This window comes from Novosphingobium sp. 63-713, assembly GCF_001898925.1.
In the GTDB taxonomy this organism is placed as follows: domain Bacteria; phylum Pseudomonadota; class Alphaproteobacteria; order Sphingomonadales; family Sphingomonadaceae; genus Novosphingobium.
The window spans coordinates 1-21432 of sequence record NZ_MKVS01000051.1 but is presented as its reverse complement, the minus strand read 5'-3'; the positions used below and the strand labels follow the sequence as shown (position 1 = coordinate 21432).

The 21432-nt window shown below is 61.0% G+C and carries 21 protein-coding genes; 3 read left to right on the top strand and 18 right to left on the bottom strand.

Going from position 1 to position 21432, the window contains the following annotated elements; all coding sequences use genetic code 11:
* Window positions 1-86 precede the first annotated feature (86 nt).
* The 14 genes from traU to BGP00_RS23530 form a co-directional block, all read right to left on the bottom strand.
* Window positions 87-1106, bottom strand: a complete 1020-nt coding sequence (traU, locus tag BGP00_RS23595) for a conjugal transfer pilus assembly protein TraU (RefSeq protein ID WP_292687752.1) — start codon at window positions 1104-1106, stop codon at window positions 87-89.
* The gene (locus BGP00_RS23590; RefSeq protein ID WP_292687750.1) at window positions 1099-1419 is read right to left on the bottom strand and encodes a hypothetical protein; all 321 of its coding nucleotides are present in this window, start codon (window positions 1417-1419) and stop codon (window positions 1099-1101) included. The genes traU and BGP00_RS23590 overlap by 8 nt, the downstream gene beginning before the upstream one ends.
* Window positions 1416-2015 (bottom strand): type-F conjugative transfer system protein TraW, encoded by a 600-nt coding sequence (locus BGP00_RS23585; RefSeq protein WP_292925911.1) that lies wholly within the window; start codon window positions 2013-2015, stop codon window positions 1416-1418. The genes BGP00_RS23590 and BGP00_RS23585 overlap by 4 nt, the downstream gene beginning before the upstream one ends.
* 143 nt (window positions 2016-2158) lie before the next feature.
* On the bottom strand, window positions 2159-2695 hold the full coding sequence (locus BGP00_RS23580) for a S26 family signal peptidase (RefSeq protein ID WP_292687746.1): 537 nt from the start codon (window positions 2693-2695) through the stop codon (window positions 2159-2161).
* Window positions 2679-3299: a TrbI F-type domain-containing protein gene (locus BGP00_RS23575; RefSeq protein WP_292687744.1), complete on the bottom strand. Its 621-nt coding sequence runs from the start codon at window positions 3297-3299 to the stop codon at window positions 2679-2681. Before BGP00_RS23575 ends, BGP00_RS23580 begins: the two co-directional genes overlap by 17 nt.
* Window positions 3296-3637, bottom strand: coding sequence for a hypothetical protein (locus BGP00_RS23570; RefSeq protein ID WP_292687742.1), 342 nt, complete (start codon window positions 3635-3637; stop codon window positions 3296-3298). The genes BGP00_RS23575 and BGP00_RS23570 overlap by 4 nt, the downstream gene beginning before the upstream one ends.
* On the bottom strand, window positions 3634-6180 hold the full coding sequence (locus BGP00_RS23565) for a DUF5934 domain-containing protein (protein WP_292687740.1): 2547 nt from the start codon (window positions 6178-6180) through the stop codon (window positions 3634-3636). Before BGP00_RS23565 ends, BGP00_RS23570 begins: the two co-directional genes overlap by 4 nt.
* Window positions 6181-6186: 6 nt before the next feature.
* The gene (locus tag BGP00_RS23560; RefSeq protein WP_292687738.1) at window positions 6187-6996 is read right to left on the bottom strand and encodes a hypothetical protein; all 810 of its coding nucleotides are present in this window, start codon (window positions 6994-6996) and stop codon (window positions 6187-6189) included.
* A gap of 5 nt (window positions 6997-7001) precedes the next feature.
* Window positions 7002-7904, bottom strand: coding sequence for a DsbC family protein (locus BGP00_RS23555; protein WP_292687736.1), 903 nt, complete (start codon window positions 7902-7904; stop codon window positions 7002-7004).
* Window positions 7905-7915: 11 nt separating this feature from the next.
* Window positions 7916-9322 carry a TrbI/VirB10 family protein gene (locus tag BGP00_RS23550; RefSeq protein WP_292687734.1) on the bottom strand — a complete coding sequence of 469 codons (1407 nt, stop codon included), beginning with the start codon at window positions 9320-9322 and terminating at the stop codon, window positions 7916-7918.
* Window positions 9319-10029 carry a type-F conjugative transfer system secretin TraK gene (locus BGP00_RS23545; RefSeq protein ID WP_292687754.1) on the bottom strand — a complete coding sequence of 237 codons (711 nt, stop codon included), beginning with the start codon at window positions 10027-10029 and terminating at the stop codon, window positions 9319-9321. The genes BGP00_RS23550 and BGP00_RS23545 overlap by 4 nt, the downstream gene beginning before the upstream one ends.
* Before the next feature lie 92 nt (window positions 10030-10121).
* Window positions 10122-10685: a type IV conjugative transfer system protein TraE gene (locus BGP00_RS23540; protein WP_292687732.1), complete on the bottom strand. Its 564-nt coding sequence runs from the start codon at window positions 10683-10685 to the stop codon at window positions 10122-10124.
* A 1-nt stretch (window position 10686) separates the two neighbouring features.
* A complete protein-coding gene (traL, locus tag BGP00_RS23535; RefSeq protein ID WP_292687730.1) occupies window positions 10687-10971 on the bottom strand; it encodes a type IV conjugative transfer system protein TraL in 285 nt (94 codons plus the stop codon).
* 238 nt (window positions 10972-11209) lie between these two features.
* Complete coding sequence (locus BGP00_RS23530; protein ID WP_292687728.1) at window positions 11210-11539, bottom strand: hypothetical protein; 330 nt, start codon at window positions 11537-11539, stop codon at window positions 11210-11212.
* A 726-nt stretch (window positions 11540-12265) separates the two neighbouring features.
* Between BGP00_RS23530 and BGP00_RS23525 the strand changes: the two genes are divergently transcribed.
* Both BGP00_RS23525 and BGP00_RS23520 read left to right on the top strand, forming a co-directional pair.
* On the top strand, window positions 12266-12808 hold the full coding sequence (locus BGP00_RS23525) for a hypothetical protein (RefSeq protein ID WP_292687726.1): 543 nt from the start codon (window positions 12266-12268) through the stop codon (window positions 12806-12808).
* Window positions 12809-13135: 327 nt separating this feature from the next.
* The gene (locus BGP00_RS23520; protein WP_292687724.1) at window positions 13136-14524 is read left to right on the top strand and encodes a hypothetical protein; all 1389 of its coding nucleotides are present in this window, start codon (window positions 13136-13138) and stop codon (window positions 14522-14524) included.
* On the opposite strand, the gene BGP00_RS23515 is transcribed toward BGP00_RS23520, so the two are convergent.
* From BGP00_RS23515 to BGP00_RS23500, 4 genes are all read right to left on the bottom strand, one after another.
* On the bottom strand, window positions 14491-15195 hold the full coding sequence (locus BGP00_RS23515; RefSeq protein WP_292687722.1) for a lytic transglycosylase domain-containing protein: 705 nt from the start codon (window positions 15193-15195) through the stop codon (window positions 14491-14493). The two genes, BGP00_RS23520 and BGP00_RS23515, sit on opposite strands and share 34 nt — an antisense overlap.
* 805 nt (window positions 15196-16000) lie before the next feature.
* The gene (locus tag BGP00_RS23510) at window positions 16001-17233 is read right to left on the bottom strand and encodes a replication initiator protein A (protein WP_292687720.1); all 1233 of its coding nucleotides are present in this window, start codon (window positions 17231-17233) and stop codon (window positions 16001-16003) included.
* Between the two features lie 79 nt (window positions 17234-17312).
* Entirely contained in the window at window positions 17313-18377 is a 1065-nt protein-coding gene (locus BGP00_RS23505; protein WP_292687718.1) for a ParB/RepB/Spo0J family partition protein, read from the bottom strand.
* The gene (locus BGP00_RS23500) at window positions 18367-19563 is read right to left on the bottom strand and encodes an AAA family ATPase (RefSeq protein WP_292687715.1); all 1197 of its coding nucleotides are present in this window, start codon (window positions 19561-19563) and stop codon (window positions 18367-18369) included. Before BGP00_RS23500 ends, BGP00_RS23505 begins: the two co-directional genes overlap by 11 nt.
* Before the next feature lie 251 nt (window positions 19564-19814).
* Between BGP00_RS23500 and BGP00_RS23495 the strand changes: the two genes are divergently transcribed.
* Window positions 19815-21432, top strand: a 1618-nt coding sequence (locus tag BGP00_RS23495; RefSeq protein WP_292925909.1) for a strawberry notch-like NTP hydrolase domain-containing protein, incomplete at its 3' end; no start/stop codon positions are given.

Sequence of the window (21432 nt, the reverse complement as noted above, 5' to 3'; positions counted from 1 at the left end):
GTGGCATTGCAGCCACCGGTCAATCGTCAGCAAGACGATTGAAAGGATATGATGTTGTTCTACATACATATTTCCTTTCTGCGCCGTCACGGCGCTCGCGCGCAGCAATTGCGCTTGCGCCACAGCAGATAGCCCACATCCTCGCCGACCACCGGATAGGTATGGCCCGATTGCGGGAGCGCGGTCGAACCGCCGAGCGGCGAGCAAGCCTCCCGGCCCGAGACTGTCGGGTTAGGATTGATCATCTGGAGCCGGTATTGCTGCTTCCTGAGCATCGGCATCACATATTTGCCGCACAGGCCCCGGCTTCCCATCGTGCCCCAGGCGAGCGCGGTGCGGTGCATCTTATAGACCATGCGTTCGGCCGCGAGCCGCATCGACTGCTCCATCGTCACCGCATTGCCGATATTGCCGGCAAGCGGATACATCGCGCCATTGCAGCCTGAGCACCAGAAGAGCTGGTCGAGCGGCAGATGGGCGGTGGCCGCCACGCAATCGGCAGCGCAGGCCGCCTGCGCGATCGGAAAGGCGAACAGCGCGCCTTCGGGATAGACCAGAGCGGCCAGCGCATCATCGCCCCAGGTCGGGTCGATCTCGGAGAGATAGGCGACATCAAACGAGGCCTGCTCGAAGCAGAGAAAGTCATTCAGGAGTTCAAGGAGATAGAACAGCGGGAAGACGTAATAATGGACCTGCAGATTGGCCGAGAACTGCCCGCCACCGCCTTTCATCTGAGCATGTTTGACCTGACCATTGCCGAGCGAGAGACCCGGATTGAGCTTGAGCCCGCCCAGATTGGGAAAACAGAAGGGTTTGGTGGTGACATCGATCATCCGCACCGGCTCCCAGAAGCCGAAGGAAAGCCCGATGCGCGGGATCGGCGAACCGCACAGACATATCGGCAGCACGGGATTGTCCGAAGCATCGGCGCGCTCGGAACCCCAGAGCGTGGCCGGGCCAATCGTCAGCGGGAAAAAGCAGCCCCAGCAGACATCGGTGATCGGGTTGGGGAAATGGCCATGGCAGGTGGCATTGACCTGCGCCTGCGCGCTTTGCCCGGCAACGAGCAGCAGGAAGGCGATGAGACTGCCGAGGAACCTAGTCATCGCTCTCGTCCTCCCCGGGCTCCCGCATCAGCCATTCATGGTCAGCCCGCGCCTTGGCCCGCAGCCACAGCGGGGTCTGGAGCGCTAGGAAGGTGAGTGTCCCTGCCACCAACCCCGCCGTCAGCAGCGGGCTCCACGCGCAGAGCGCATCAGCACCGAGGCCAATGAAAGCCAGCAGCAGCAATGCGAGGATCACCCGGCGGCGCGCTGCGGCAAGGCCCACGCTTTCCGGCGCCGCGAGCGGGACGGGCAGATGGCGGGCAAGGCTCGCACGCAGGGTGGTGAGGCACGTTGCCAGTGAGAAGCGCCTCATGGTTTCCCCTCCTCGGGCAGTGCGGTTTCGGTGATGGTGAGCACCCTGCCCTTCTGGCGGACCAGCGCGGGGACATGTTCGATGCCGAAGCGCGCGGTGAGTTCGCCCGCCTGATCGAAATAGAAGCGCCTTTTGAGTGCCTTCATGCGCTCCATCGGCGAGCCTTTGACCATGACGATCCAGATGCGATCAGAGGATTTCCTCAGCCCGGACGAAGATCTGGCACCGCGCTTTTGATCCTCGCCATCCCTGCCGCTGGCACCACCACTGTTCCCGCCGCCACCAAGGTCCATCGCCCAGCGCAGCTGCGCTTCGCTGTCGCCATCGATAAAAGCCAGTTCGTGGCTGAGCGGCAAATGGTCGAGCGGATTGAAGCGCTGGCCCTTCGCGGCAATCAACCGCCCGCGCGTGTCGCGGATATCATCGGCGATGGTGATCGTCGGATCATAATCCCATTGGCGGCTTTCGCGGGCGTGGCCGATCCCGGCGACAGGCTTGGGGCGCGAGACCTGCTGCTCGGCAAGGGTCGCAAATTTGTGATTGATCCGCGCCCATTCGCCTGAGCTCTGGGCGCGGAGAAGACGGGCGCGGATCACTTCAAGCAGATCGGGCTCGGCAATGCGCCAGGTCGGACCGGCCTTGCCGTAATCTCTGGCCATCGCCGCAGGAGCCGACAGGCTGAGCGCACCAAACCCAACCATACCAACGAGCCGCCGGAGCGAAAGGGCCCCCCGCCCCCTCACAGAATGGCCTTTCCGGTGCCGAGCAAGCGGTCGCGGCAGACAAAGCCGATCACAGCGTAGCGGCTGTCGAAGCCATCGCGGTGCGGGCTCGCGGCAAAGACACAGCCGCGCGGGACCACTCCCAATGGGCCAGGGATCAGCGCCTCGCCCTGCCTTGTGAAGGGTTTGAGCCGCGCGACCGGTAGGCCATTGACCGCCACCTCCTCGCCGTGCCGGGTGATCAAGTCCCCGGGCAGGCCGTAAGCAATCTTGGCAAAGGGGCGAGGTGCGGCGCCAAAATGACGGACGACCAGCGGATCGCGGCCAGGGTCGAAGAGCACAACATCGCCGCGCGCCGGAAAGCGGCCCAGCTCGACCAGAAAGGCCCAATTGGGCAGCGAGGCGCTCGCATTGATGAAGAGGCCGTGATGCCGGCTCCAGTCGCGCAGCCCCTGCCAGGCGGCCAAGCTTGCGCCGACCAGCGCCAGCGCGAGCAACCGGCGGCGCCAGCGCCTGCTCACCGGAAGGGAGATCGGCTCAGCGAGGCTCGACACGACCGTCTCCTGGCGAGGCTGGGGCCGAGGCGGTAGCGGCAGCACCGTCGCTGCCGATATACTGTCGCATCTGCCCCGCCACATCGCCTGCTGGCGCAGGTGCGGGCACAGCCGCCGCCGGGATCGGACGCGACACGCGCGCATAGACCTGATCGCTCACCTCCTGCGTGATATCGGGAAGCTCGCCGCTCACCACCGCATTGCCGAGCAGGACGATCCGCCGCCCGCTGCCCTGCTCGCTCACCACGTCGTTCAGGACTTTCAGGAAGCGCGCAGTCTGTCGGCTGACTTCTTCGGGCGGCAGGCTCGAACGTGTGGCCTTTTGGACATAGTCGCCGACGATTTCCGAGAGGCGGACCTGCACCAGCGTGTGGCGCTCGCGCGCAAGCTCGACGAGCAGCCTCGTCGTCCAGACGCCCCAGACCGCGACGGCGCCCGCCCCTGTCAGCAGCAACCAGCGGCGCAGAGGCTGGCCGGCCACTATGCGGGCAAGGAGGCCGGTATCGCTGGGAGGCGCGGGTGTTGCGGGCGGGACCGGTGTGACGAGCGCCTGCGTGGGTGCTTCGATTTCAGGCTGGGGCAGCTCTTCCATTGGCACGCTCATGGACGGTTTCCATGGCGTGCCACGCTCTGCCGCGGAAAAAGAATGCCGAGCGCGCTGCCGCTGCGCAGCAGGCTGAAGATCAGCACCGAGACGCCAAAGGCGCCGATCAGGATTTCGTTGAACTGTGCCTGCCGCGCAGCATTGGCCGCAACATAGCGGGTCGCAAGGTTGGCCAGTTGCAGCATCAGCCCATCGAGCGTGAAACTGCCGATCGCCAATGCGGCGAGCGCGAGGAAGCCCAAAGCGGCGAGCAGATTGAAAGCAAGCCAGGCAGCAAGCTGGATGCCTTGCGCAACAGCCGCGCCCCAGCGCGGGGGTTGGATAGGCGTGAACCTCATGCCGCCGCCTCCCCGGCCAGATCCCGGTCAAAGGCGACGATCTCGATGGCGTTGGCCATGCCGTACCCTGCGGCCACCGCCGCCTCGATCCGCTGAAAAGTCTTGGGGCTCGAGGAATAGAGCGTGGCTGAATAAAGATCGAGCACCAGCCGCCCGACGAATTCGCCATCGGGGCCGCGCACCAGAATATCGGAATATTCCGAACCCTGACGCTTGAGGCTCCTGAGCAGCGTCTCGGTATAGGTGCTCATGTCGAAGCGTGCAGATTTGCGGATATCGGCAATGCTCTCGGCCTTCTGCTGGAGCAGCAGCGCCCAGTCAGAGTTTTCAAAGGCAGCCTGCGATCCGGCGGATTTGTAGAAGTCGTTGACCGACTGGGTCGCGGTGACCAGCGAAGCGCCATATTTGCGGCAGGTGCGCGCATAGGCCTCGACAAAATCGGCCATCGCCCCGCCCACCAGCATCTGCCAGGCCTCATCGATGATCAGCGCTTTGGGAATTTGCCGGTCGAGCTTGCGCATCGCTTGCGAAGCGACAAACATGATCGCGGTCAGCACCACGCTGCGCAGCTCGCGCCGCGAGGCCAGATCGGAGAGTTCAAAGACGGTGAGATCGGCCGAGAGATCGAGATTGGCCTCGCCCAGAAAGAAGCGCCCATACGTGCCTTGCGCAGAAAAAGGGTGGAGCCCGAGCGCCAGATCGCGCGCCAGCGGGTGATCGCCCTCGTCGCTCAGCACGGCAATGATCTGATCAACCGTGCCGTCGCGCCCCGAGGCCGCCCAGACCGTGTTGACCGCTTTGTCGATGAGACCGCGCTCGGTGTCATTCAGCCGGTCCTCAAACCGCGCCATCTGGGCAATGATCGCTTTGAGCATCGCCAGGCAATCGACGAGATAATCCTCATCTTCGCCGGCGAGTGCCGCATCGATCATCCGGAACGGGTTGATCGAGATGCCGGCGGCAATGTTGAACTCGGTGAACCGTCCGCCCAGCGCCAGCGCCATATGTTCAAACGAGCGGCCATCATCGATGACGATGACTTTGGCGCGCACCCCGGCAAGGCTGGCGGTCAGATCCTGAAGCAGCACCGATTTGCCCGAACCCGATTTGCCGGCAATCGCGACATTGTGGTTGCCCGAAGCATTCTGGAAGGGCGACCAATATTGCGGCTGCCCGCGCCGCCCGACAAGCAGGAGATGCGGGATCGGCCCGCCATTATATTCACCCTGCAAGGGGGCAAGCGCGGCGATGTTTTCGGACAAGACCTTGCGCAGCCGCTTGAAGCGTCTGAGGTCGCTCGACAGGCCGTCGGGCAGCAGCAAAGGCATAGCGGCGAACAGGCCGAGCAGATGGAGATAGGTCTCATCCGCCAGATCCCAGCCGCAGGCTTTGTAAAGCGCCTTGATCGTGCGGGCATGAGTATCGCCCTTGCCCATCGGCGCGAGCATGGTCACGCAGTAATAGATCTGCACCAGCTTTTGCCCGAGCAGGACCTGCTGCTGGACATGTTCCCATTCGGCGGCCGCTGTGCGGATGGAGGGGACGAGCTTGGCGCCGGTGCCGTCAGCGAGCGAGCGCGTGCGGGCAAATTTATAGCCCGCATTGGTTTCCGAACTTTCGAGCGAGGGCATGATTCCGGAGAGGCATTGCACCACAGGGCAAGGCAGGCACATTTTGGGGTTGAAAAGATCGCCGACGACGCGGGTCGCATCCCAGGGCGTCCAGACGCGCGGCCAATGGCGCACGGCAAAGGTCCGCACATCAAAGCGGTCGGGCGCATAATCGGCCAGTTCAGGCATGCCATCGACCAGTTCGCCGGTGGCGCGCAAAGAAGGGGCTTCAAGAACCACCCGGTCCTTGTCGACCCGCGTGACGAGATCGCGGCGCACGCATTGCTCGTTGATCGGATCGCGCGGCGACCAGTCGGGCACGTCATCGCCCGCCCCGCTCGAGGGGCAGAGCAGATCGTCAATATAGCGGATGAGATCAGTCGGATCGAGGATCCGGCTTGCCACATCGATCGAATCAAGCGCCGAGATCAGCCCCTCGCGCATTTGCAGGAGATCTTCGCTGGTCAACCCAGCCCCCTCACGCGCGCCGACGCTCAGGAGCACGCGAAAATTGCGCAGGACAAAGGGACCATCGCTGGCGAGGCTCTGCCAGGCCCCGCCGCGCAGCAGATCAAGACGATAGCGCGCGAGCCGATCGAACACCCCGCCCGCCTTGACCCGCTCCCACGCCCAGCCTTGCAGGTTTTCTGCGACGCGGGGCGAGGCAAAGTTGATCACCTGAAACTCGCTGCCGGGAAGCAGCTGATCGGCAAAGATCGTGGTCAGAATATCGCCGACCCGCTCGTCAGCACCGTTCAGGGGGCAGATCTCGAGGATGAAGCCTTTGGACTGGGTGAGATGGAACAATTGCTTGTCGGGATCATAGGCGCGGTAGCCGATGCGATCAGCCAGCATCGGTACATCGCCAATCGCTGCCTTGCGTTCGGGCAGGCGCGCGTCGCCGGTGATCATTTCAAAAAGGCGCGAGAACATTTGGGGCTACTCCACCTTGCCGGAAAAAGTGCCCGCGCTCGCAGGCTTGCGCCGCGCGAGCATCGCGGAGACTTCGGCTTCGATCTGTGCGGTCGGGTTGACCACCTTGCCGCCCACCGTGGTGTCAGGCTTGCCACCGGCGTTGCCGGTTGCAGGGCTGCTTACTGCCGGGCGTGATCCTGCCGCAGCGGGCGAGACAACCGGGGCCACGTCAGCCACCTGCCCTTCGCCAAGGTCCGATGGCCGGTTTGCCGGAACATTGCCATCCTCGCGCACAAACTCCAGCGCGCCAAACGGCGGGGCATGGAGCGCGGCGCCAAGCAGGCCGTCCAACGGCATTGGCGGATTGGCTGAATCCCCCGTGTGGCCGCGCCCTCTGAGCGCGCCCACCCAAGCCGAGCTATCAACCAGCGCATAGGCGAGCCGGCGCGGATGAATCTCACCATTGCGGTCCTGATACGCAGGATAGACAACCTTGAGCGCAGGACCGGGCGGCGGCCCGCGATCCGCCGACGGGTTGCGCCGGGAGACGGGCAAAGCCTTAACGAGGATCGCGTCTTCCTCCGGCGCGGCGTCGTCGGCCAGCACCAGATCAGGCCCATCAGCTTTGTCACGCGCCGATGCCTGCGCGCGCTCACTCCGATGGATGGCGCTTACCGCTGCATCATCGATCGTCGTCGACGGCGCGCAGGTGCCGCCCGGCGCGCCGCAGGCAAAGCCGCCGCGCACATTGGACTGGACCGCCGAGCAACCCGCAGTAAGCGCCAGCGCCCCTCCCAACAGAAGCGTTTGGGCGCGGTGGCCCGTAAGGGTCACATTCCTCATGGCCGCGAGGCCTTGAGCCAGACGGCAAGGAATTCGCGCGGACGGTAGCCGCGCAGCACCGCGCCATCGCTGCGCACGATCACCGGCGTTCCTGAAAACCCGTGTCGGACGGCAAAAGCCTCATTGGCATCGAGGCCCGCCGTGTCACACGCCTTGGCGCTGACCGCCTCCCCCGCATAGGCGCGCTCGAGCGCCGCCGCCTTATCGGGCGAACAGAGCACCGCATCGGACAGGCTCCGCGTGCCCAGGATCGAAATTGGGCGCTCCTCGACCCGAACGCCGAGATCCTTCAAAGTCCCATGCAGCAAGCGGCAATAGGAGCAATGGAAGTCGGAAAAGACCGTCACCGCCTCTCCGCTGCCGCCCCAGACCACCGCGCCACTGGCGGGAAGGCCGGCCAGCGAGACTTTATCGGGGGCGCTATCAGGCGCGGGAGGGCCTTCGGCCTTCTCGGCCGGGACACCGCGACCCAGCGCAGGGCCGGCATTGCGCTCAACTTTGGCGGCGAGGCCAGTGTCGGCTTCGCCCGCGCCGCTATCGGACCGCATCACGCTGTTCGCCATCAACACCTGCGGCCCGAGCGCCATCTGGCTCGCGGCCGTCAGATCGAGGCGCTTTTCCAGATCATAGACCCGCCCGATAACGAGGTAGCGCGCACTGCGGTCGACATAGAAGATATTGGCGCCCGCACGCACTTCGCACAGGCCTGCGACCAGTTGACAGTCGACCTTGCCGACCCTTGTCTGGGGAAAGCGCTGGTGCAGGGCTTTGGCGACTGCTGCATTGGGCGCAGCATTGGGCGAGGCACGGACCGTAGCCTTGGCCTGAAGGGCAGGAACGCCCGGAATTCCGAGCAGCGCAGGCACAGCCAGGGCCCGCGCGAGTGACAATCCACGCATAGAATGCTCCATCAATTGCGGATGAACGTGCCTTCGAGGAACACGACCTCGACTTTGATCCCGGTCGGCATTTCGACGACCGGCTGATATTGTTCGGCCCGTTCGATGAGATATTTCGAGACCATATCGGCGCTGGACGCGAGCCCCTGTCCGATCCCGCCGGTGGCAATATCGCCGGGCGAGAGCGTCGAGCGCGTGCCGCTCACGCTGACCGTGGGCGAGGTGAGAAAGGCGCTCGCATTGGTCGAAGCCCCGCGCCCGACGCCGCCAAAGATCCCGGCGACAAAGGCTTTGCTGACCAGATTGCCCGCGCGGCTCACCACATGGCCGCGCACCCCGGTCTTGCCGCCAAAGGCGATGAAGCCTTTGACCTCGCTGACCGCGATGCGGCCACCCGGTTGCGGGCAGGTCATGCGCTGCAATTTGACATAGACTTTTTCCGAAGAAAGGTCGGCCATCGCAGCGCCATTGACCATGCAGCCGGTCAGATTTGTGCGCTGCAATTTGCCCTCGCTATAGACCGAGCGCGCCGGGCCGGTGATGCGCAGCACCACCGGCAAGGGATCGTGCTGGCTCTTGACCGCGGTCGTCGCATCGACGCCCACCACCACGGTGGCAGGCGCAATCGAATTGGGCGGCAGGTAATTCTCGCTGTCAGTGAACTGGGTCTTGCCCTTCTCGATGCGAGCAGCGGTGCCGCCAGCACCCTCGCCGGCAAATGTAATCAGCTTGATTTCATGGGCGCCGCCCAGACTACCCGCGCCGACGGGCGCGCTTGCACCATTGGCGGCAGCGCCCGCCGGCTGCGAAGCGGGCGAGTTCAGTGGCGAGCCGGGCGCGCGTTGATAGGTGGCCGGGCCGCCCGCGCCGTAGAACTGGTTGGGACCGGCACTCGCCAGACGCTGCTGCTGGGCTTTGAGTTCGTCGATCTCGGCTTTCAGATTGCGGTTCTCGGCCGAATAGGCCTGCAGCACCTGCGTCCCGTCCTGTTTGAGGCCGGAATTTTCCGCCGAGAGCGCTTCGACCTGCTTTTGCAGCTGATCGAGACGGCTGGTCTGGCTTTCAAGGCTCTTGATCTGCTGGCCCTGGCTGTCAATCTGGCCCTGCGAAAGGCCCATCCATTCCTTTTCCGAAAGGCCCCGCCCGACCATATCGTCGGTCGAGATCTTGGTCCTAGTCTGCTGGAGCTTGGCGACTTTCTCTTTCTCCGCGTCATTGGAACCCAGCACATAGGAAATCCCGCCTGCCGCCATCAGACCGAGCGCGGCATAAAGCGCCAAAGCCTGATGCTTCTGGGCGCGCGTGTTGCGCGCGAGATCGAGATTGTCGCTGGCGCCCGCGCCGCTCTGCGTAGCCGGATCGCTCGCGCCCGGATCATTCGTGCCGGCCTCGCCGCGCTTCTTGCCAAAGAGCTTCATGACGCATGGCCTCCCGGAGCTTCGACAACAAAGACGGTGGTCGCCTCATGGGGCGCAAGGCGCGGATGGACGATCGAGACCGCGAGGGCGCCTTTGGGAGCGATCTGCTCTTCGGTAAGGTCTGCCTGCCTCTCGCCGCGGTTCTCGACGCGCAGCATTTCGCCAACGAGCGCAGCACCGCGATAGAGGCCGATCAGCTGGACGCTGAGCGCGCCCACCTGCACCGGGGTGAGCGGGCGCCAGTCCTGCTCGAAACCCTCGACAGCGGCCTGCTCGTACATCGCCTTAATGAGATGCGCGGCCTTGTCACCGATGTTCATGGAAACAGGCAATTGGACCGCAGCAACCTTGTCGCCCTGCTCAGCGTCCGCATTGGCCACGAAGACCTGTTTGGCCTCATCGCCGGCGACCGCGCAGAGGAATTTATAGACATGGCCGCGCTGGGTAATGCCGAAGAAGGAGAGCATCGGCTTTTTGAAGCCATCGCCCACCGAGAGATAGATATCGCCGCGGATCGGCTCATTGACGATCTGGAATTCCTCGCCCGGATTGCCGGTCTGGATTTTGGAGACCGAGGCGAATTTGTCGCCTTTGAGCGATATGCGGGTCAGGTCCTTCAAGGACGCCTCGCAGCGCACCGTGCCGTTGTCGAGCGCGAGTAGGTTCTGATCACCCGCCCGGGCAGGCGATGCAGCCATGAGGGCCATGCCAATCATGCCACCAGCGAGCATGGCCGGGCGGCGTGTGGGCTGGCGTGACATGGCATCAGCGACCGCCATCATCTTGCGAAAGCCCGCCCTCACGACGCGGGCTCGGCTTTGACCACAGCGCCAAAGCTGCGCAATTTCAAGGAAATGCCATTGTAGGACCAGGCAAAGCGGAAAGTCCGGTGTTGCACGCTTACTTCCTTATTGGCCGCCATCGTGTGGACCGTGCCGCCGATTTCGCTGCTCAGCGTCTCGGGGTGGACTTCCATCCAGTCGGGCGTGAAAAACTGAGAAATCTGCGAGCCTGCCTGCTCCTGATAGATCTTGAGCAGCGAGACCTTGAGCGCGCCCCGGCTTTGCGGGTCGGCGATCTCGAGCAGGCTGTTCATCCAATAGTGCAGGCCTTCGGGCGATCGGTTGAGTGCGAGCAGCGCCGTGTCGCGGGTCACCATTTCGAGATAATCGCGCGACACGCCCTTGGAGGAGAGCGTGAAGCTCTGACGCCCGATCGGCATCAGCACGACCTCGCGCTCGCGCGTCGAAGCGACCGAAAAGGTCGCGACCAGCAGCACGGTGAGCACCAGCACGGCGATCGCGAGCGCGTTGCGTTGTTTGAGGACCTGCTGGGCCTGACGGTGATGGAGATTGAGATCCATTTCAGCCCGCCATGACGCGCAGATGGGATGGTGGACACACTTTGAGCCCGAAAATCGGACCGGGCAGATGCCAGTAGGCCGCGTGGATTATCCAGGACATGGAACGTCCGGCTTTAAGTTTGCGATACCCAAACCACGTTGATACGCTTGCGGATAGACCAATCACGATATGCCCGCTGATCACCCCCCAGACAAAGGGCGCCACCATCACCAGGAACTCATCGAGCGTCCAAAAGCCGATGAGTTCGGGATCATCGAGATGCCGGGCGATTTCATATTTGATCATGAGATACTCCCGGCAACCGGTGATGCGAAAAAACCAATGAGGCGTCGAAGGCCCCGAACGAGGCCCGTAAAAGGTGGCCCGTAAGGAGCGGCCTGCCGGCCAGGCGGGATGGGAAAAGACCGGCAGGCCTGGGAGACAGGGACGAAGAAATCGGGTCAGACCATCGTCCCCGACCATTTTGACAGCACAGGAATGCGGAGCAGGAAGACATCGGCCTCCGGCCGGGCAAACAGGCGCCTTAGATCGTCGCGGTCACCGTCGAAGTGACGATGGGAATGCCGGTGCCTGCCCCGACGCCGACACCGACGGGAATGGCGACCTGTCCCAATGAGAAACGGCCCGAGGCCAGCCCGACGATACCGCCCGCAAGACTGAGCACGGTGATGATCTTGCCGCCTGAGCCCTGCAGGAAATTGGTGAACATGGTGAGCGCGGTGGTGAATGTATCATCCGTGCCGGCCATGGCCGCATCGGCCCCCAGCACGGCCGCGCCTGCCATTATGGCTGCGGCCACCATCGCCTTGTCACCATGCCGCTCGAGGAGAGCGGCGATCTTGTGTCTGTTCATCGATAAGCCTCACAATTGAGCCTGACGCTCACAGTTGCGTCGCCACCGTTGAAGGCGCAATTGCCGCTCGATCCAAGCGCCGGAAAAGGCATCGCGAATCAGAAAAGTGATCATTCGAATCAAATGGGAAGATTATGCTCCAGGGTGGCTCCCTACAGGGTGCCACCTGCATTCATTTGGTGTCCACACTGGGCGCGTTTCCGGTGCCACGGCTGTCTATAGAAAACCCATAAAGGCTTATTTTCTGTGGATATTCTATTTAACTTCATCAACCAGATTTTCTGGAGCCGAGGGTCATTTCTTATAAATGGCGGTCACTGGCAAGGCGGTGATTGGCCGCTTTGGCAGACCCATAGATCACGGTAAATTCGGTTTTTCCGATGGGCCATGGAGCCGCCCGCAGGACGCAATCTATATTTCATTGGATATAGATAAGCCTTTCAAATTCCGCCATAAATGCTCGGAAATCGAATGCACGGAAGCATTGGCTCACCCATTCCGTCCGCACCTTTGACGGGCAGATTCAGGCTCGTCGCGAGCCTGTCCAACAAGCACCATTCAGGCCTCAAACAAGCGTCATGATGACCATGGCCATCCAGTCGGTCTTCAAGCGGAATAGCGCCATCCTGCGCTAACCCTTTGCAAATTTTAACTCTTGAATCGCAAAGCCGCGCTCCTCTAACGAACCGGTCCAAGCAAAACCTATACTATTGAAAGTGGGGGATTATGAACGCTGAGCCTGTCCCGCTCAACGGCGCGGAGCCGTGCGCGCGTGAAACGCTGCCTGAAGATATCCAGGCCCTGAGGATTGCCGGGGAATCGCTTTTCGATCCCAATACGCTCAAGCGTCATTGCGGCGGTATCATCGCAGCTGAAATCGACCGGCGCGATCTGACGGCCCGCGCGCTCTATCGTGAAGGAATTATCCGCAAGCGCACGGGTTTCCGTGAGCGGTTGGAGAAAGGCGCGCTCAGCTACGCCGAGGTCGAGCGCCTGCTCAACTATCTCGAGATCGACGCGCATCGTCTGTTTGCCACCTATGGCCTCGAACATGGCGCAGAGGCCTACCGCAGCCCAATCTTTGCCAACATGGCAAATATCCTCAAGTCTTTTGCCGCGATCTGGAAATCTCGTGGGCGGCAGCTTTACGACATCATCGAGCCGATGCGCCCGGTCGTGTACGACGCGGTAGCCGAGCGCCTCTTTGAAAAGATGCTGATGCATTATCAGCGCGTCGAAATGGCCCGGGAGAATTTTCGGGATTTTTAGGATGCTCTTGAGGTCGCCGGCGGCGGGGCGCCGCTGGTGACCAATTCCGAGACCATATTTATGCCGGGGAGTGCGGCGCTGCCCCTCCCCTTCCCAAACATGACACTGGATTGAAGGACGCGGGGCTGCAGGGCAGAAGAAAACCCGGCCAGGGGCCGGACTTATCGGGATCGCTTCCGAGTTAGCGTTGGCCACCTTACGACCCTGATCGGACTGGCTGAAGCCAGGGACGCTCCCTCCTCTTTACAACCCATGCCGGCGTCTCCTCGGCGCCGAGCGATGGCGTTCGCCCTCCCCCCGTTCCTTGTCCCTACAAGGAGCGAATGAATGACTGCTGCCTCAAGACAGCCTGTCGGCGACCTCGTCGGCGGGATTGCCCCTCTGTGCCTGCACGAGGCCCCTGCCCTACCTCTCCAGCTCGCGAGCCGCGCCGAGCAGGTGGATTATGGCAGCGAGGTCGAGGAGGCCCTGCGGTGCCACCCCTGCCCCTCCTTGCTGGAAGAGCGCAAGGCGGTGGGCGCCGTGCTCAGGAAGCGTGTGCTGCGCGTGCTCGAGCAACTGGCGATACGGGGAACGGTCAATACGGTAGTGACACGCTCGCAGTGGTTACGGCTGCTGGCGCTCGCCAAATTCTGCGCGCGGCCGCAGGACTGGGCCAGTCCGACCGGGCCGATCCTGGGCGCATCGCTGCGTTGTTTGGCTGAATATCTTGGGGTCGTTGATGTTGCCGAGGCCGTCGCCCCGCTGCTTCGCCATGGGCTGGTGGCATTGCACCGTCCCCGTCCCAATGGCCGGCGATCCTTCCGGGTGTTGTTTGCCGGCACCGATGAGGAACGAGCCATTGGCAGCGGCTGGAGTCTGGCGCCGCTCATTCTTGGCATCGATGCGCTCGAGGCTTTGCTCGACACCGAGATCACCCTGCAGCGTGACCGGCGCCAACTCACCGGCGAAATCCGCGAACTCCTGACCGAGGCGAATATCATGATCGAAACTGCCCTCCCCTGCCCCGCCATCATAGCCTTCAAAGAGCAAGCCGAGGATCTGGCACAGGTCTTTGCTGCGACCTCCGTGAGCAAGGTTGCCGCTTTGGCGCAGTTGCGCGGCCAGTGCCGCAATCTTCATGACTGTCTCTGCGCCTGGCGGGCTGTGGAAAACGACAGCCAGGAGGGGGATACTTCCCCCCTCCAACAGGGGGAAATCCCCCTCCCCATATACAATCCGGAATCAAACCAGATTGTAAGTAGCGGCGCGGCAGAGCGTGAAAGCGGCCAGGGCGGCCCATCTCCGGCGAGGTCCGCGCATTTGCCAGATCCTTCAGAAATCTACGATGCGTTTGGAATTGAACTGGTGGGTTTTAGCGTGCTCGAGATCCCTACCCTCTTCCCGACCTCCGTCCGGCTTTCCGGGAACCGGCAACGCGATTTGCCGGCGATGATCCGGATGCTGTGCCCGGCGATTGGGCTGCCATTACGGCATTTTGAGCAGGCGGTGGGCGCCTTTGGCGGGCTGGCTGCGCTGCTCATGTTGCTGCTCACAGCCGAGCGATCGCTCGATGGCAAGATTAAGGCGAGCCCGACGGCCTATTTTGCCGGGCTTTGCCGCAAGGCTCGGACGGGGGATCTCAATCTTGGACACACGATCTTTGCGATGCGCAGGGCGCCCGAGCTGTCAGCAGCGCAGTGTCAGAAGGCGATCACGTGGAGGCGGTCATTTTGACGGTCGGCCAGCGCCATATTTTCCCGATGGATTGCATTGCGTTCGAGACGGGAGAGGATTGCGGAGACGTAGGCCTGAGTTTCTGTGATGGCGGGGACGGAATGCCGAGGCCGCACGCGGCCGGGGCCTGCGTTGTAGGCAGCCAGAGCAAGATCGTAGCGGCCGAATTCTGCAAGGTGGGCTTTGAGCACGCGCGCGCCGCCGGCAAGGTTCTGGTCGACGTTCCAGACGTTGGTAATGCCTTGCGACTTTGCGGTGTCGGGCATCAGTTGGGTGAGACCTGCAGCGCCTTTGTTGCTTTGCGCAAGGGGGCTGTAGCCGCTTTCCTGGATGATGAGGGCATCAAAGAGATCGACGGGAATGCCGTGAGCGCAGGCTGCGTAGACCATCGCTGGAAAGTATCGCGCGCGACGAAGTTCGATGACGGGTTTGAGACCCAGGGGTTTCCAGTGGGATGCTGTGCAATTGGATTGGGTTGGCAGAGCAATCTGGCTGTCTACCCGCTCCGTGGCCGCACTGGCCCAGTTATGGAAATCGTCGACGAGGTTTTCGTCGAGGGCGGGCTGGACCTGCTTCGGCGGTTGAAAATCGAGGTAGCTGATCGTTCGAGCTTGGCTTGGGCCAGTCAGCGTTGCGAATACGGCCAAGCTGGCCAAAATGGGATTTTTCATTCTTACTCACCTTTCAGGGTGAGTGGTCGGGTATCGCAGGTTCGGAGTAGCTGGGGATCAAAGTACTATCAACGATGCCTAGCGAAAATTGCACTCTCGAAGGGAAACATCAAAAAATCAGGATCTAAAGAGATTTCTGGGCGGTTAGATGGGTTATTTAGATCTGTTAGAAAAGTTAGGGGCTTGGGGGCAATTGAAGACTCGTGGATTTCCGCTGAGTCGGTGAAACTGCACGTTCCTGAAAGATCGTTGATGCGTTCCTGATGTGTTGAATGGGGCGTTCCTGATGTGACGTTGAAGTGTACCTAGAGTGTCGATAATTCCGGGCATGAGGTGATCAGCGAGGCATTCTGACCAAAATTCTGTTCCCAGAGTGTCGATGCTTCCGGCAATCTAAGGTTTGGAGCGCCTGCTTTGAATCACTTTTTTCGCCTTGAGCCTAGAGAACGTTCAATGCCGATTCTGCGAAGTCAGAGTGCGCCGATAGTTCAACTTGGATCGCTCCTCGCCCGACACTTCAGGAACAGCACGCTTCAGCGCTAGGCTTACAAAAGTTCTGTCAAATTGCGGACTAGGGAGAGGAGCAGGCTCATTGACAGTGCTCACTCGCGGCAAAAAGCAGCCGCGGCTATCTGATGCTCGGCGGCCAATATCACTCCGATGCGTCGCTGCTAACCATCTTTGATATTGAGCTTCTAGCTGCCAAATGCAGCAGAAATTTGCAAAACGGCACGAAATGCCAGGGTGCTTTGCGGCCATGATCCTTGTTCGAAGTGCCATGGCCGCATATTTATCAGTGCCTTTATCAGGGCCGTGTCATATTTCGATGCTGGTCGTGATGACGCTTCACAAAGCCGATGAAGGCCCGTTGCCAGTCAGCAGGGGTTCGTTCGGGATCTGATGCTACCCATCGCTCAAAATCGGCATGCAATGTATAAAGATCCCAGCCGGGGCATTTCTCGCGCAGATAGGTGATAGTGTCGTCTGTCATGAAGCCGCGGGTTGCAGCGGTTGAGAGGCCAACGACCGTAGATTTGATCAATTGCCGGGCATCGATTTGATCTGTGGGTGAGGCAACTGGATTTTTGGGCGAATGTTTCCCCGGGGAAACATCTTCGATATGCGAGTTTTCAACTAAGGCTGATCGTTCGACACTTGGTGCGAGCGAGGGCAGGGCGTCAGTAGCCCCATCTTTCCCATCAACGCGCTTCATTCTTATATTCGGTTCGCCCGTCTTTCCGGGCTCTACCGCCAACTCGTATCCAGGGAGGTCATTTTTTTCGACGAGTTTGAGCATCTCAAATTTGAAGCGGCGATACTGTCCTTCTGCGCCGGACTTTTCGAAAAGCACAGGCATGGAAATGGCAAATCCAGTTTCTCCCGCCCCACCCGCGTGCTTACGGGCGACCTTATAGAGCCACCGTTCCCGTCCGCCAGTAATGTCGAAATAGGCTCGGTCGATCGAGAGAACGCCGCCCTTCATCATGACGCCTTCCCAGAACCAGTTGGATAACTCGATCGTCATCCCGCGTGAACGCTCGGTCTTCTCATCGACCAATTGGTTCCAGCCATCGAGCCAGCTAAATGTTGCTTCGCGGCGGTTCTCGGCGCGGATGTTTGTTTTGATCGTGGTCGCCACCAATCGGTCTAGGGCTTGAGCCAACAACTCATAGGCTCTGCCAGTGGTGGGACGTCCGATAGAACGTAATAGGTCATAGGGCATGATATGTAGCTTGCGCGGGACATCGTTGATCCCCCGGCGCGCCATATCGGCCAGAATGCTGGCGCAATAGATCAGGATGTCGGCATCCCAGATTGTGGCCATCCCAAACGACGGATTGGCCGAGACATTCACCCAGAGTTTGCCGTCCGGGCTGGTATAATCTATCGACTTGACGCGCTTGGTTTTTGCGAGGCTGAAGAAGGGGCGCTCCATCATTTCGCGCTGATCGCGCATGGGCAGGTCGGCAATATAGGGCAGGAACAGGTCGAACTGTTCAGCCGATTTATCGCCGGAAGGTTTGCGGGAACGAGTCATATCTGTGTCTTTGTAAAAAGGGCGACGGAGGATGTTTCCCCGGGGAAACATCCTCCAGACCTATGCTTGAACATCAGCGCTATTTGCGCGGTGCCTTGCCTTGCTCTTCCAGCGACTCCAGCGCTGCACGGAACGCGGCAACTAAATCATCCGTGCTGGCGCCTGCACCAGCATGGAGGCGAATGGTTGCGCCCTGACGGTTAGCGGACTGGACTGTCAGGGCAGGGCGTCCAATAGAGGTTGACCAACTGAACAGGGGAGGGGGGCTTTCGCGGCCCGCCTTTGGTGCATCCAGCAAGCGCTTCATGACTTCAGCAGCATTCAAGCAGGGAAGGTTGCGCTCGCGCCTACTGGCCTGTTCCTTGGTCAATGCCTTGGCTTCGGCCAAAATTGCCTGCGCGGTCGACGCGTCATCCAGCATTTGGGCCAGAGTATAGCCAGGCTTAAGCAGGACATCGGCGGGCGAAGCAAAGGCCCCCCAAATGCCTTCGGGCACAGCCGCAACCTTGAGCATCTTCGACAGCCAGCCCTTTGAAACGCGCAGACGTTCAGCCATACGAGTCAAGTGATTGCCATAATGAGCCTTCAGCGCTTCGGCATAATTGCGAGCCCTTTCGAGGTCGGAAACGTCCTTGCGGGCCCGGTTCTCGATGTCGGCAAGGCGAAAGGCCGCTTCATCGTCCAGCACCGCGACCTGAGCTACGAATTGCATATCCGGATACGAGTTGGCCCGAAGCCAACTGATTACCCAGTGCCGGCGCGTTCCAGCGATGACCTCGTAATCATGGGCCGGATCATTCTCTATCCGGCGAACCACAGCGGGCACTTTCTGGCCGCCTTCAGCAATGATCGAGTCGATCAGTTCACGGCAGCTTTCCTCGGAAAGATGAGCATAGGAACGAGCATTACCCGGCCAGACCCGCACCCGCGCTGGATCGAGCAACATTTGCGTGACTTGCCTGACCTCTCCACTGGCCACGCGGGCAAGGGCGCTTTCACGACCGAGCAAAGTCGTACCGCGCAACCTTTCACGCGCAGGGGTCGGGGAGGGGGCTTCCTGAACCGGGGTAGGCGAAGCGGGCGTCTCGATAGCATCATCTTCTGCGAGCAGGGCGTTGAGATAGTCCGATTGTTTACGCGCCATGGATCAACTCCTCCTCTGCAACAGGAGCGACGCGCCCCCAATTCGTTCGTACCAATTGCTCAATCTGTCCAAGCGCCTCGTTGAGATTAGCCCGGCACCTTTTGTTGGTCTTGGACGTGCCGATCGGGCGCTCCAACTCGTAGATTGTCATCATCCGCAAAGCTGCATGGCTGATTTCCGCCGATTCCAGAATGGGTACTGGCAACAGGGCTGGGCCAAAGGTCTGTTCCATGATCGTGCGGACCATCGCATGGCTAGGATCATTAGCGTCGAACTTTGAGTTGATAAGCCGGACAAATTGATAGTCCACGGCAATGCCCGCTTCGTTCAACTGACTGATCACCTGGTCCATCATCGAGAGGAACTGGACGGTCGAGCAGAAATCCGGGGTTGTTGCTGCCAGCGGCACTAGCAGAGCATTGGCGGCTTGCATCACGGCCAAGCTGATCGTGCCAAGCGCCGGGGGCGGGTCGAGAATGACCACATCATAATCGCTGGCCAGGTCGAGCAGGCCTTGTTTCAATTTGCGGAAACGCGCTGCCAAGACGGCCTGCCCATCGGCGCCCGATGCCGCTAGTTCATATTCCACATCGAAGAGTTCAAGGTTCGACGGGATCAGATCAACATTGGGCCAGGGCGTGCGCTTGACCGCATAGAGGAGGTCTGTCTGTGTCGGATCGATCGAAAGATACGGGTAGAGCGTTTCTTCGCGCGTGATATTGAAATGTGGGTTGAAGCCGAAAAGGGTGGTGGTGGTCGCCTGACTGTCGCAGTCAACGACGAGTACCCGATAGCCATGGATCGCAAAATAATGGGCCAAATGTGTCGTGACCGTCGATTTCCCGACGCCACCTTTGAAATTCTGGACTGCGATCATGGCGGGCGCATCACCCGGCCCGCGCTTTGGCGAGGCATCGAGCACTTCGCGCATATGCAGCAGGTCTTCCATCGTATAGCCTAGTCGTCGCCCAGTTTCGCCAGCAGGGGGAGGCGGGAGGCGCCCGTCATCCTCGGCCATCCGGATCCGATTCGTCGAACAGCCCAGCAACTGCGCTACTTCGGCAATACCAAGACGAACGTTGAGACCTTTGCGACTGTCTGGCAGAAAGGCCTTGCGCCGCAAGCGCTCGATCATTTTCTCGCCAGCCTCAGCCAGATCGCCAATTTGATCGACGACTGAATTCATAATGTTCCCCGTTCGCGAACTTTGAATGATGTTGTTGCAGTGTATGGCAAAAAACATTCAAAACAGCAAGGCGGGCAGTGATAGGGTGAAAATTGCGTCTAGCTGAATCTGAAAGAATAATAAAGTGTTATATTACAAATATATAGTTTCTGGCCTGCGCCTAGCGGCGCACTATTCGCTTCGATGAAGCGGCAAAAGTAGAGGGGGAGGGGAGGTTTTCGATCCAGTTTCAGATCGAAAGGACCTTCACCGTGACACTCTCAGCCACCCCTCAACCCGCAATCACTGCTTTGATTAAGGCTGCGCATCGGATCGCGCCGCTGATTTCAGACAACGAGGCCATCTCTCGCCCCGTCATCAATCAGGCCATGTCCGAAGCCTTTGGAACAAGCTCAGCTGAAGGTACTTGGACCCAGCGCGACAGCTTCCAGATGCTGGAAGTTGCTACCATCCTCGCTTTGCGGGAAATGTCTTTCCCTGCAGATACGGTTGCTGCGATCGAATTCCTCACGCAACTGGAAGCACGCCTCCCAACCCAGACCGTGCGATCCGAGGAGCAGGTCGCTCTCCAGCATTTCTCGACACCGCTGGCCCTTAGTTGGATCATGGGCCATCTGGCCGCTATTGAAGCGCACGATGTGGTGCTCGAACCCAGCGCCGGAACCGGAATGCTGGCCCAATGGCTTGGCGCGGGCAAGGGGCGGTACCTCAACGAAATCGATCCTCTGCGCGCCGAGACGCTTGCCGCCTTGTTCCCGCAAGCCACCGTGACCAGCTTCGACGCCGCGCGGATTGCCAGCCACACCACCAATCGGCCAAGCGTCATTGTGATGAACCCGCCTTTTGCCCGCTCGGCATCGGGTCATGCCGACAGCGATGCGGCAGCACGCCATCTCCTGTCCGCGCTCGCAGCCCTTCGCCCCGGCGGCCGATTGGTCGCAGTCATGCCCGACGGATTTTCCAATCACGGCAGGGGTCGCGAGACCTTCATGCGGGTTCTGCAAGGAAGTCATGTCTGCCTGCACCTGCGTGTGGAGGGGGCCTTCACCAAACATGGCGCGTCGATCCCGATCCGCCTGCTCGTGGTGGATAAAGTGCCGGGATCCCTCGAGACATCGGTGATCAACAGGAACTCGCTGCGCGATATTCCGCCCCACATCACCCAGGCCCCGGCGCGCTGCGCAGAGGTTCTCACGGAAGTTACGCGAACCGTGGCCCCGAAACCCGCTACGTCCGGAGGTCTATTCAAGGCTTTCAGCGCGCCGCGCACCGTTGCCCGCCCGGTTGTGCGATCCGATGCCGGAGGGATGGAAGCCATGGACCTTCCCTATACGCTGCGCGAGGATATTGCGGAGATCGGCCAGGATGTCGGTATCTACACCGACTTCCGCCCGCAAAGACTGGTCTTCCCCATCGGCTCCGCGCATCCGAGCCCGCTTGTGGAGTCCGCAGCCATGGCCTCGGTTGCTTTGCCCGCGCCCAGCGTCATTCCCAAACTGCCGAGGAAGGTCATCGAGCAAGGCCTGCTCAGCACCGCCCAGCTTGAAACGCTGGTCCACGTGCTCGACGCAACATCGCAGGATCTGCCGGGTCGCTATATCGTGCCCGAGAAGGGCGTTGAGCTTCGGCCGCATGCCGAAGGCGATATCTACCGGCGAGGCTTCTTCCTCGGCGACGGCACCGGGGCAGGGAAGGGTCGGCAACTGGCCGCGATCCTGATGGATCAATGGCTGCGCGGAAACCGGCGCCATATCTGGATCAGCGATTCCAGCGCTTTGATCTTATCCAGACTCTGTGAGTCTGTCTTAGCGAGAGCACCTCCGGTACAATGGGGCGGATATTCGCGACGGATGGATATCACGCGCCCCA

Excerpts from the sequence above, each read along its gene's own strand:
- traU (WP_292687752.1), bottom strand. The coding sequence starts at position 1,106 with ATGACTAGGTTCCTCGGCAGTCTCATCGCCTTCCTGCTGCTCGTTGCC.
- BGP00_RS23590 (WP_292687750.1), bottom strand. The coding sequence starts at position 1,419 with ATGAGGCGCTTCTCACTGGCAACGTGCCTCACCACCCTGCGTGCGAGC.
- BGP00_RS23575 (WP_292687744.1), bottom strand. The coding sequence starts at position 3,299 with ATGAGCGTGCCAATGGAAGAGCTGCCCCAGCCTGAAATCGAAGCACCC.
- BGP00_RS23570 (WP_292687742.1), bottom strand. The coding sequence starts at position 3,637 with ATGAGGTTCACGCCTATCCAACCCCCGCGCTGGGGCGCGGCTGTTGCG.
- BGP00_RS23565 (WP_292687740.1), bottom strand. The coding sequence starts at position 6,180 with ATGTTCTCGCGCCTTTTTGAAATGATCACCGGCGACGCGCGCCTGCCC.
- BGP00_RS23555 (WP_292687736.1), bottom strand. The coding sequence starts at position 7,904 with ATGCGTGGATTGTCACTCGCGCGGGCCCTGGCTGTGCCTGCGCTGCTC.
- BGP00_RS23550 (WP_292687734.1), bottom strand. The coding sequence starts at position 9,322 with ATGAAGCTCTTTGGCAAGAAGCGCGGCGAGGCCGGCACGAATGATCCG.
- BGP00_RS23545 (WP_292687754.1), bottom strand. The coding sequence starts at position 10,029 with ATGGCCCTCATGGCTGCATCGCCTGCCCGGGCGGGTGATCAGAACCTA.
- BGP00_RS23540 (WP_292687732.1), bottom strand. The coding sequence starts at position 10,685 with ATGGATCTCAATCTCCATCACCGTCAGGCCCAGCAGGTCCTCAAACAA.
- traL (WP_292687730.1), bottom strand. The coding sequence starts at position 10,971 with ATGATCAAATATGAAATCGCCCGGCATCTCGATGATCCCGAACTCATC.
- BGP00_RS23530 (WP_292687728.1), bottom strand. The coding sequence starts at position 11,539 with ATGAACAGACACAAGATCGCCGCTCTCCTCGAGCGGCATGGTGACAAG.
- BGP00_RS23525 (WP_292687726.1), top strand. The coding sequence starts at position 12,266 with ATGAACGCTGAGCCTGTCCCGCTCAACGGCGCGGAGCCGTGCGCGCGT.
- BGP00_RS23520 (WP_292687724.1), top strand. The coding sequence starts at position 13,136 with ATGACTGCTGCCTCAAGACAGCCTGTCGGCGACCTCGTCGGCGGGATT.
- BGP00_RS23515 (WP_292687722.1), bottom strand. The coding sequence starts at position 15,195 with ATGAAAAATCCCATTTTGGCCAGCTTGGCCGTATTCGCAACGCTGACT.
- BGP00_RS23510 (WP_292687720.1), bottom strand. The coding sequence starts at position 17,233 with ATGACTCGTTCCCGCAAACCTTCCGGCGATAAATCGGCTGAACAGTTC.
- BGP00_RS23505 (WP_292687718.1), bottom strand. The coding sequence starts at position 18,377 with ATGGCGCGTAAACAATCGGACTATCTCAACGCCCTGCTCGCAGAAGAT.
- BGP00_RS23500 (WP_292687715.1), bottom strand. The coding sequence starts at position 19,563 with ATGAATTCAGTCGTCGATCAAATTGGCGATCTGGCTGAGGCTGGCGAG.